General features: G+C 67.7%; 10 protein-coding genes and 1 pseudogene. All 11 read left to right on the top strand.

The features are described 5' to 3' along the window. Nucleotides 1-692: pseudogene (locus ACI38Z_RS06595) on the top strand (excinuclease ABC subunit UvrA); the annotation flags it as partial. A 31-nt stretch (nt 693-723) separates the two neighbouring features. Next, complete coding sequence (gene ybaK / locus ACI38Z_RS06590; RefSeq protein ID WP_439789398.1) at nt 724-1230, top strand: Cys-tRNA(Pro) deacylase; 507 nt, start codon at nt 724-726, stop codon at nt 1228-1230. A 176-nt stretch (nt 1231-1406) separates the two neighbouring features. Further along, complete coding sequence (hisG, locus tag ACI38Z_RS06585) at nt 1407-3071, top strand: ATP phosphoribosyltransferase (protein ID WP_439789397.1); 1665 nt, start codon at nt 1407-1409, stop codon at nt 3069-3071. A 10-nt stretch (nt 3072-3081) separates the two neighbouring features. Further along, on the top strand, nt 3082-4482 hold the full coding sequence (gene hisD / locus ACI38Z_RS06580; protein WP_439789396.1) for a histidinol dehydrogenase: 1401 nt from the start codon (nt 3082-3084) through the stop codon (nt 4480-4482). A 52-nt stretch (nt 4483-4534) separates the two neighbouring features. After that, nucleotides 4535-5632 (top strand): histidinol-phosphate transaminase, encoded by a 1098-nt coding sequence (hisC, locus tag ACI38Z_RS06575; RefSeq protein WP_439789395.1) that lies wholly within the window; start codon nt 4535-4537, stop codon nt 5630-5632. Between the two features lie 3 nt (nt 5633-5635). Further along, on the top strand, nt 5636-6223 hold the full coding sequence (gene hisB, locus ACI38Z_RS06570) for an imidazoleglycerol-phosphate dehydratase HisB (RefSeq protein WP_439789394.1): 588 nt from the start codon (nt 5636-5638) through the stop codon (nt 6221-6223). Continuing rightward, a complete protein-coding gene (hisH, locus tag ACI38Z_RS06565; RefSeq protein ID WP_439789393.1) occupies nt 6223-6882 on the top strand; it encodes an imidazole glycerol phosphate synthase subunit HisH in 660 nt (219 codons plus the stop codon). Before hisB ends, hisH begins: the two co-directional genes overlap by 1 nt. A 2-nt stretch (nt 6883-6884) precedes the next feature. Then, on the top strand, nt 6885-7658 hold the full coding sequence (locus ACI38Z_RS06560; protein WP_439789392.1) for a HisA/HisF-related TIM barrel protein: 774 nt from the start codon (nt 6885-6887) through the stop codon (nt 7656-7658). Then, nucleotides 7652-8422 (top strand): imidazole glycerol phosphate synthase subunit HisF, encoded by a 771-nt coding sequence (gene hisF / locus ACI38Z_RS06555; protein WP_439789391.1) that lies wholly within the window; start codon nt 7652-7654, stop codon nt 8420-8422. The genes ACI38Z_RS06560 and hisF overlap by 7 nt, the downstream gene beginning before the upstream one ends. A gap of 218 nt (nt 8423-8640) precedes the next feature. Beyond that, entirely contained in the window at nt 8641-9729 is a 1089-nt protein-coding gene (locus tag ACI38Z_RS06550) for a lipid II:glycine glycyltransferase FemX (protein ID WP_439789390.1), read from the top strand. Between the two features lie 127 nt (nt 9730-9856). Continuing rightward, nucleotides 9857-10767, top strand: a 911-nt coding sequence (locus tag ACI38Z_RS06545) for a lipid II:glycine glycyltransferase FemX (protein ID WP_439789389.1), incomplete at its 3' end; no start/stop codon positions are given.

Below are 10767 nucleotides of genomic sequence, written 5' to 3'. Positions count from 1 at the left end.
GCGGCTACAGCGCGGGCCGATTCAGCTTCAACGTCCCCGGCGGACGCTGCGAGGCATGCAAGGGCGACGGTCAGATCAAGATCGAGATGAACTTCCTGCCCGACGTGTACGTTCCCTGCGAGGCGTGCCACGGCAAGCGCTACAACCGCGAGACGCTCGAGGTGACCTACCACGGCAAGTCGATCTCGGACGTCCTGGACATGACGGTCACGGAGGCGCTGGCGTTCTTCTCCAACATCCCGCGCATCAAGCGCAAGCTCCAGACCCTCTACGACGTGGGCCTTGGCTACATCCACCTCGGCCAGCCAGCGACCACGCTCTCGGGCGGCGAGGCGCAGCGCGTCAAGCTCGCAAAGGAGCTGCACCGCCAGCAGACGGGCAAGACCTTCTACATCCTGGACGAGCCGACGACGGGCCTGCACTTCGAGGACGTGAGGATGCTCATCGAGGTGCTCCAGAAGCTCGTCGACGCGGGCAACACCGTGCTCGTGATCGAGCACAACCTCGACGTCATCAAGGTTGCCGACCGGCTCATCGACCTGGGTCCCGAGGGTGGCTCCGGTGGCGGCACCATCGTCTGCTACGGCACGCCCGAGAAGGTCTGCCAGTGCGAGGAGTCGTACACGGGCAGGTACCTCAAGCCGCTGCTCGAGCGCGACCGCGCGCGCATGGAGAAGCGCAAGGACGACTGATTGGGACGCAACACCTGGGGGCAATGGTTCGATGTCTAAGAAGGAGAAGATCCAGAAGACGAACGCGATGCGCGAGCTGGAGCGCGGGGGCGTCTCCTACACCTGGCACGAGCAGGAGGAGGACGACATCTCGCGCGGGCTCGGGCTTCGCATGGCACAGGAGGCGGGGGAGGACCCAGACAGCCAGTTCAAGACCCTCGTCTGCGTGGCACCCTCCGGCGACCACGTGGTCTGCTGCATCCCCGTCGCTGAGGAGCTTGACTTCAAGAAGGCGGCTGCCGTCGCCGGCGAGAAGTCGCTCGAGCTCATCGCGATCAAGGACCTCGAACCGCTCACGGGCTACGTGCGCGGTGGCTGCACCCCCGTTGGCATGAAGAAGCAGTTCCCCACGCTCATCGACGAGACGGCCCAGCTGTTCGACGAGATAGGCATCTCGGGCGGGCGCCGGGGCCTCTCGCTCACGCTCGACCCAGTCGCGCTCGCGGACTTCCTCGGCGCGACCTTTGCGGACATCACGCGCACGCCTGCTACCCGCTGAGCGTCCTTCTCGCCCTTTCGCTCCTTCGTTTCGCCGACGTTACCGATTCATGGGGGTGGATGCCTGGACACTTTAGTGTGATAAAGTACTCCCACCATCTGGGGTAGGAGCGAGAGCGAGTGCCCCGCATCCTGAAGGCATACGGCAAGGGCCGCTTGGGCGAGAGGAACGTGTAGATGCCGGCAGTAACACCACGCGGGTTCAGGGACATCCTTCCGACTGAGGCGCTCGCAAGGGAGCGCATCACGGGAATCGTACGCGAGTGCTTCTCGAAGCATGGGTACCTGCCGGTCGAGACGCCGATTCTCGAGGACAGGAGGCTGCTTTCCGTCGGCAGCCGCATCGAGGACTCGCCGTTCCAGCTCTTCGATGCCGACGGCAGCCTGCTCATGGTCCGTCCCGACCTGACGCTTCCCATCGCGCGCATGGTGTCGACCCGCATGGCTGCCGACGACCTGCCGCTGCGCCTTCGCTACGTGGCGCCCGTGGTGAGGGAAGAGTCCTCGCTCAAGGGCCAGCCGCGCCAGTTCACGCAGCTCGGCATCGAGTACTACGGGAGCGACGACGGAGGCGCCCTGCCCGAGGTCGAGGTCGTCTCTCTCCTGGCGGAGACCCTCGAGGCCCTGGACGTCCCGGCCTGGCGGATCGTGTGCGGCTCCGTGTCACCCCTCAAGGCGCTGCTCGCGCACTGCTCGCCCTCGAAGGAGTTCGAGGAGGGCGTCCTGTCCTATGCCCACGAGTCCGACCTCGTGAGCCTCGACGAGCTCGTCGACTCCACGGACCTGAGCGAGCCTGTGCGGCTGGCACTTCACCAGGTCCCGCGCATGTCCGGCGGATCGGAGGTCATCGCCCGCATCGACTCCCTGCTCGAGGGTGCCGGCGTTCCCGAGGAGGAGCGCGGCACGCGGGAACTCGAGCGCTTCGTCTCGGCTCTGTCCGACCTCGACGCGTCTGGTCGCCTCTCCTTCGACTTCTCAATCGTGAACTCGTTCGACTACTACACGGGCGTCATCTTCAAGGGCTACGCGGAGGGCATCACGGCGTCGATCGCCTCCGGCGGCCGCTACGACGCGGTGCTCGCGAACTTCGGACGTCCCGGCGTGGCGTCGTGCGGCTTCGCACTCTCGCTCGAGCGGCTCCAGGAGATCCTGGGCGAGCAGGGGGAGAGCGGCGTCGTCAGCTCGCACGTGAGCCTGGCGGAGCGTCCGCTCAGGATCGCCGTGCCAAAGGGCTCGCTCTTCCCAGACGCCGTGCGCGTCCTGGGCGAGGCAGGACTTCCTACGGACAAGCTCAAGGACCTCGGCCGCAAGCTCATCGTGCGTGACGGCGACGTCGAGTACGTCATCGTGCGCGCGCAGGATGCGCCGGCGTTCGTCGCGCACGGCGGCGCGGACTGCGGCATCTGCGGCTACGACTCGATCTTCGAGGCCAACCACGACCTCATCCAGCTGGTCGACCTGCGCTTCGGCGGCTGTCGCTTCGTGGTCGCCGAGCCCCGCTCCAAGGCGGGCGCCGCGGAGGACGCGTACCGCTGGCGTGGGAGCGTCCGCGTCGCGACCAAGTACCCGCGCATCACGCAGAGCTACTACGACCGCATCGGCCAGCAGGTGGACATCGTCCAGCTGCACGGCAACATCGAGCTCGGGCCAATCGTGGGCATGACGGACCGGCTGGTCGACATCACGGCAACCGGCACCACCCTCAGGGAGAACGACCTCGTGATCGTGGACGAGGTCATGCAGTGCACCGCCAGATTCTTCGCGGGACCGGCGGCCTACCGCTACGACGGGCGCATCCGCTCGCTCGCGGCAAGGCTCGCGCAGGCCGTGGCAGAGGACTAAGGAGAAGAGCATGAGGACCGTAACGCTAACCGGGAGCCAGCGGCTCCAGCAGTCAGACCTCGAGCGCCAGGGTGCGCTGCCCCGCGAGGTCATGGAGTCCGCCGAGAAGATCGTGGACACCGTGCGCGAGGGCGGCGACGAGGCCGTCCGCAACTTCTGCCTCAAGTTCGACGGGGCGTGCCCCGACTCGTTCCGCGTTCCCGACGAGGTCGTCCAGGGCGCCCTCGACATGGTCGACCCGGAGTTCCTCTCGTCGCTCAGGAAGGCGCACTCCCAGATTCGCGACTTCCACGAGCGCGAGCGCGAGCAGTCCTGGTTCACGACCCGTGAGGACGGCACGATCCTCGGCGTCAAGGTGACGCCCGTCCCGTCCGTCGCCGTCTACGTGCCGGGCGGCCGAGCCCAGTACCCCTCCACGGTCCTCATGGACACCGTGCCCGCCAAGGTCGCGGGCGTGCCGCGCGTCATCATGGTGACCCCGCCGCAGCGCGACGGATCACTCTCCGCCTACACGCTCGCCGCGGCTGCCGTCGCGGGCGTGGACGAGGTCTACGCGGTCGGCGGCGCGCAGGCGATCGGCGCCGTGGCCTATGGCACGGAGTCCATCCCCAAGGTCTCCAAGATCGTCGGCCCCGGCAACGCGTACGTGGCTGCCGCCAAGCGCTACGTCTCCGGAGACGTGGGCATCGACATGGTCGCCGGCCCGTCCGAGGTCTGCGTCCTCGCGGATGCCACGGCCGACCCCGTGGTCGTCGCGGCCGACCTCATGGCACAGGCCGAGCACGACCCGCTGGCGACCTGCTACCTCGTGACGGACGCGCCCGACCTCGTCGAGGGCGTCAATGCCGCGGTCGAGGCGCTTGTCGTCCAGTCCCCGCGCGAGAAGATCACGCGTGCCTCGCTCGAGCACGGCCTCGTGGTGAGCTGCCCCAGCCTGGATGCCGCCGTGGACGCCGTGAACCTCATCGCGCCGGAGCACCTCGAGCTTCACTGCGACAAGGCATTCGACCTGCTGGGTCGCATCCAGAACGCGGGTGCCATCTTCGTGGGCCCCTGGTCCTCGGAGCCGCTCGGCGACTACGTTGCCGGACCCAACCACACGCTTCCTACCGGCGGCACCGCGGTCTTCTCGAACCCCCTTGGCGTCTACGACTTCCAGAAACGCTCGAGCGTCATCTCGTACACGCCCGAGGGACTCAGGGCCGACGGTCCGGCGGTGCAGTCGATCGCGCAGGCAGAGGGCCTCTGGGCGCACGCGCTCTCCGTGGGCATGCGTCGCAAGCTCCTGCTTGAGCAAACGGAGCGTTTCGCCGACGTTTCCACCGCGTGCCAAGATGCGATCGCGACGGCGTGGCCGCGTAAGCTTGATGAGCCGGGCGTTCCCAACCTCAGGGGCGGACAGTCCAAGTAGACGGCGTGCCCTCCGCGTCGCGCGGAAGGGCGGGACATGATTGGAGGGCACCGTGCCCCAAGGTATCAGCGACAGGTTCCGCGCCGTTATGCGGCCATCGGCCGCGGCGCTCGAGCCGTACGACCCGGCATTCTCCCAGGTGAGGATCAACCTCTCCGCAAACGAGAACACGTACGGCATGCCCGTCGACGTGCGCGCGAAGGTGGACGAGGCGCTCCGCGAGGTGGCGACGAACCGCTACCCCCAGCCCCTCTCGCCCGACCTCCGCGCCGAGCTCGCCTCCTGGCACGGAGTCGATCCCAGCCAGGTCATCGTGGGCAACGGCGGCGACGAGCTCATCTTCAACCTGCTCCTCGCCTTTGGCGGCAGCGGGCACGTCCTCGTGAACTGCACGCCGACCTTCTCCGTCTACCGGCTCTACGCTGAGCTCGTCGAGACCGAGGTGACCGACGTCGACCGCGACCCCGTCACGTACGAGGCCGATGCGGACGCCCTCGTGCGCGCCGCCGCGGACGCGAGCCTCGTCATCGTCACGTCGCCCAACAACCCCACGGGCAACCTCTTTCCCGTCGAGGACACGGCACGGCTCTGCGAGGCGTGCCCGGGCGTCGTCCTCCTCGACGAGGCGTACATGGAGTTCGCCCCGGAGGGCTCCTCGGCGGAGCCGCTCCTCGCAAAATACGACAACTTGGTAATACTGCACACGCTCTCCAAGGCGTACTGTCTCGCTGGCGCGCGCATTGGCTACCTGCTGGGATGCCCGGACGTGATGGCCGCCATGGCGGCGGTGCGCCAGCCGTACTCCGTGAACGTCTTCTCGCAGGCGGCGGCGCTCGTCGCGGTGAGGGAGCGAAAGGCGTTCGATCCCACGATCGAGAAGATCGTGGCCGAGCGCTCGAGACTCGTCCAGGGCCTCGGGGAGCTTGCCGGCCGCGGGGTCACGGTGTGGCCGAGCGCCGCGAACTTCCTGCTCGTGCGGGTGCCGAACGCACACCAGGTGCGCGAGCGCCTGCGCGACGAGTACTCGATCCTGGTGCGCGACTTCTCGTCCGCGTCGGGGCTCACCGACTGCCTGCGCGTCACGGTCGGCAAGCCAGAGGAGAACGACGCGTTCCTGGATGCGCTCTCGCGCCTGATCGAGGAGGTCTAGCACATGGCAAGGACTGCCACGGTAAGCCGCAAAACGGGGGAGACCGACATCACGGTCTCGATCGACCTGGACGGGACGGGATCCTGCGACATCTCGACCGGCGTCGGCTTCTTCGACCACATGCTGAGCGCCCTCGGGCGCCACTCGCTCGTGGACCTCACGGTCCACGCGAAGGGCGACACGTGGGTGGACGACCACCACACGGTGGAGGACGTGGGCATCGTACTGGGGCAGGCGCTCGCCCAGGCGCTGGGAGACAAGAGCGGCATCGCGCGCTTCTCGTCCGTCGTGGTTCCCATGGACGAGGCGCTGGTGCTCGCCGCCATCGACGTGAGCGGCCGCGGCGAGCTCTATTGGGACGTGCCGATCGAGGCCCAGAAGGTGGGCACGTTCGACACGGAGCTGGGGCACGAGTTCTTCCAGGGGTTTGCGCGCGACGCGGGCATCACGCTCCACGTACGTGAGATTGCGGGCGAGAACGCCCACCACATCCTCGAGTGCGCCTTCAAGGCGGTCGCACGTGCGATGCGCGGCGCCGTGGAGCTCGACCCCAGGGTGAAGGGCGTGCCATCGACGAAGGGAAGCCTCTGATGGTCAGGGGAGACATCGTGGTAGTCGACTACCACAAGGGCAACCTGCAGAGCGTCGTCCGCGGCATCGATGCCGTCGGCGGGAGCGCGTACGTCTCGGACGACCCGCGCGACATCCGCTCGTCCGCGGGCGTCATCCTGCCGGGTGTCGGCAGCTTCGAGGACGCCCTGTCCTACATGAGGAGCACCGGCCAGGCCGACGCCGTGGTGGACGCCATCAAGTCCGGCACGCCCTTCCTTGGCATCTGCCTGGGGCTGCAGGTCCTCTTCGAGCGCGGGACCGAGCACGCGGAGCACTCCTCGTTCGGCGGGGAGTGGGTGCCGGGACTCGGCGTCCTCCCGGGCTCCGTCACGAGGCTCGAGTCCACGACGCTCAAGGTGCCGCACGTGGGCTGGGACCAGGCCTACCTCACGGAGCTTGGCGGTGCTTGCCCGCTCCTGGTGGACGTGCCCGAGGGCGCTAACTTCTACTTCACGCACTCCTACGCCCTGTCGGACGACGTACCCGCGTCGGTCGTCACGATGCGCACCCACTACACGCGCAGCTTTGCCTCGGCCGTCTGGCGCGACAACGTCTTCGGCGTGCAGTTCCACCCCGAGAAGTCCTCGCGCACCGGCCTCAAGATCCTGCAGAACTACGTCGACATCGTCAGGGGCTAGCCATGATCCTGTTCCCGGCCATAGACCTCCTCGCGGGCAAGGTCGTGCGCCTCAGGCGCGGCGACCGCGCGCAGGTGGACGTGTACTCCGACGACCCCGTGGCCGTCGCGCGGGACTTCGCGGACCGGGGCGCCACGTGGGTGCACGTGGTGGACCTGTCCTCGGCGTTTCGCGAGGACGACGAGGCGGTCGAGAAGAACCACCGTGCCATAGAGCGCATCTGCTCCCTGGGTTCGATCAACGTGGACACGGGTGGCGGCGTGCGCGACATGGAGGCGGTGCGACGCCTCGCGGACGCGGGCGCCAAGCGCATCGCCATCGGCACCGCACTCGTGCGGGATCCCGGCTTCGCGGAGGCGGCGGCGCGCGACTTCCCGGACCAGGTGGTCGCGGACGTCGCGGCGCACGACGGCGAGGTGCGCGTGGATGGCTGGCGCGAGGGCGAGGGCTTGAGTTCGGACGACCTGGTGGCCCACCTCTCCGAGCTCGGCTTCAGGCACCTCGTGTTCACGGACATCGCGAGGGATGGCATGCAGACGGGAATCGACGTCGCCGCGTACCGTCACGTCGCGAAGGTGGCTGGATTTCCCGTCGTGGCCTCGGGCGGCATCGCGAGCCTCTCGGACATCCGCGCGCTCGCGGCCGAGGGACCCGACGTTATCGAGGGTGCCATCACGGGACGGGCCATCTACGAGGGAAGCTTCACTCTGGAGGAGGCGCTGGAGGCCGCACGCGGCACTTCTCGCCCAGAGAGCGACGGGAGGAAGACATGCTGACCAAACGCGTCATACCGTGCCTGGACGTGAAGGACGGTCGCGTGGTGAAGGGCGTCAACTTCGTGGGGCTGCGCGACGCGGGCGACCCCGTCGAGCTCGCGAGCGCCTATGACATGGAGGGCGCCGACGAGGTCGTCTTCCTCGACATCACCGCTACCTCCGACGACAGGAGGACCACCGTCGAGCTCGCCTCGCGCGCTGCGGAGGAGCTGCGCATCCCCTACACGGTGGGAGGCGGCTTCAGGGACGTCGCGGGCATGCGGACCATGATCTCAGCCGGGGCGGACAAGGTGTCCGTCAACTCCGCGGCGGTGCGCGACCCGGGACTCATCACGGCGGCGGCTTCGGCCTTTGGCAGCCAGGCCGTCGTGGTGGCGATCGATGCCCGCCACGTGGAGGGCAAGGGCGACAAGTGGGAGGTCTACACCGCGGGCGGTCGCAAGCCGACGGGCATCGACGCCGTCGAGTGGGCGGAGGAGGCGGCTCACCGCGGTGCCGGCGAGATTTTACTCACGAGCATGGACCGCGACGGCACCAAGGACGGGTTCGACATCCCGCTCACGCGCGCCGTGGCACGTGCCGTGCCCATTCCCGTCATTGCGTCGGGCGGCGTGGGCAAGCTCGAGCACTTTGCCGAGGGCATCATCGACGGCGAGGCGGACGCCGTGCTCGCCGCGAGCGTCTTCCACTTCGGCACGTACACCGTGCGCCAGGTGAAGGAGTACATGGCCAGCCAGGGCATCCCCGTCCGCCTGGACTTCTAGCCCAAGTCGCGCCCTCGGACTGACGCGTGCCTGCGGGCCCGACGCCTTCAGGTTGCTTGCGGTCGCCTCTCAGCTTGGGTTGCGGCTTGTGCGCGGGGTGTCTAGATGGTGCAAGTTCGTATGTGCCCTTGCAGGTGCCTTAGAATGGACCCAATGGGGCGAGGCGCTCTTCGGTCGGTGTGCCCCGCTTTGGGTCTATCCGGCCGAGGGGGAATGTCATGAGCTCCACGCTAGACATGCGTGCCATCGAGTTGCCGTCAGCAGAGTTCGACAAGGAGGCCGAGGCCGCCGGCCTGAACCTCCCGATTGAGCAGACCGAGGTCTGGGCAAGGTACGAGGCGACGGTGCCCGGGCGCCGTCCCTGGGGCGCATACAGGTTGGAGCGTGACGGCGAGGCCGTCGCCTACATCAGGCTCTTCGACTACGAGACGCACGGCTACCACTTCCTGAGGTCCAACCACGGTCCCGTCTGGCTGCAGGCCCCCAAGCCCGAGGACGAGCAGGCGGCGCTCGAGGCGATTCGCGCCGTCGTGCGCGAGAGGGGAGAGGGACAGGTCTTCGTGCGCTGCTGCGTCGACGCGGACCTCGACTGCTGCGAGCCGGCGCTCTCCATCGTGCCGTACGACACCACGGTCGTGATCGACGTCACCGGTGGCGACGACGAGATTCTCGCCCGCATGAAGCCGCGCGGCCGCCGCGACGTGCGCAAGGCACTGCGCGAGGCCCCCATCACCTGCGCCGACGAGACCGAGCAGGCGGCGAAGTCCTTCTCGGACTACTACGGCGTGCTCGTCGAGACGGGCGAGCGCGACGGCTTCCATCCCGCCCCCGCCTCCGACTACGAGGACATGCTGCGGATCCTGGGTCCCGAGTACTGCCGCCTCTTCGCGGGCCGTCAGGAGGACGGCAAGGTGGTCACCTGGTCGCTCGTGACCATCTCCAGCTCCATGGCCGTGCGCTACTACGCCGCCTCCTCCACGGCGACCATGCGCAAGCACGTGACGGACAAGCTGCTGTACTTCGAGTGCTGCTCGCTCGGCAAGTTCGAGGACGGCAGGGTCAAGAGCTACGACCTTATGGCCATCGGCTCCGAGCTCAGCCCGACGCTGCTGGGCCTGAACGAGTTCAAGACCAAGTTCTGCAAGCAGGTCACGCACGTGGCGCCCGACCGCGACTATCCCATCCGCGGCGGCTTCTACCGTTCGCTCAAGCTCGCACGCAAGGTGGTCGTGCGCGCCAGGGGTGCCAAGCAGAACCGCACGGTCGAGAAGGAAGTCGCGTCAAAGACGAAGCCCAGCACCAAGTAGCGCCTCCCGCCGGACCCACCGCTCGTGAAGACACTTATGAAGCTCCGACGCATTTGCCCGAGCCGCCACGGCCGCATCCTAAAATGGCTTGATGCTTAATTGATTCCAAGAGGCGGCTGGAGAGCGAATGCAGGCAAGGGAACTCACGTTTGACCAGTTCGAGGCCGAGGCGGACCGCCTTGGTCTCGAGCTTCCTATCGAGCAGACCCGTGGGTGGTCCAATTACGAGCAGACGGTCCCGGGCCGCACGCTCTGGGGCTGCGTTGCCATCGCGGACGGGGACGAGACGCTGGGCGTCGCGACGTTCACGGACTACGAGACGCACGGCTACCACTACCTCCGCTCCCACCACGGACCCGTCTGGGTGCGCGAGCTCACGGAGGACGAGGAGCGCGAGGCGCTCGTGGCCCTGCGCGACTTCGTGGCAAAGCGCGACCACAAGGTGGTCTTCGTCCGGCTCGCTGTGGAGCACGAGCTCGACGTCACGCACGTGACGCTCTCGATGATGCCATACGATACCACGGTCGTGATCGACCTCACCGGTGGAGACGAGCAGATCCTCGCTCGCATGAAGGGTCGCGGCCGCCGCGACGTGCGCAAGGCGCTGCGCGAGACGCCCGCCACCTACGCAGACGAGACCGACCTCGCATCGAAGTCCTTCTCGGAGTACTACGACGTCATGCTCGAGACGAGCGAGCGCGACGGCTTTGTCCCCGCGCCGATCGAGGACTACGAGAACACGCTCCGCTGCCTGGGACCCGAGCACTGTCGCGTCTTCGCGGGTAGGGTGGACGGCCGCGTGATCACGTGGACCATGGCCACCATCTCGGGCAGGCACGCCGTGCGCTACTACGGCGCGAGCCGCTCGGGCAAGCAGCGCTCCCTGGCCACGGACGGCCTCATCTACTTCGAGTGCTGCACGCTTGGCAGGATGGGCTGCGTCGACTACGACCAGATGGGCATCGGGTCCGAGGCCTTCCCCGACCTCATGACGCTCAACACGTTCAAGACCAAGTTCAGCAAGGAGGTCAGGCACGT

The organism is Parafannyhessea sp. (genome assembly GCF_051876455.1).
GTDB lineage: Bacteria > Actinomycetota > Coriobacteriia > Coriobacteriales > Atopobiaceae > Parafannyhessea.
Note: the sequence above shows the minus strand (reverse complement) of the source record. Positions and strands in the feature narration are given on the sequence as shown.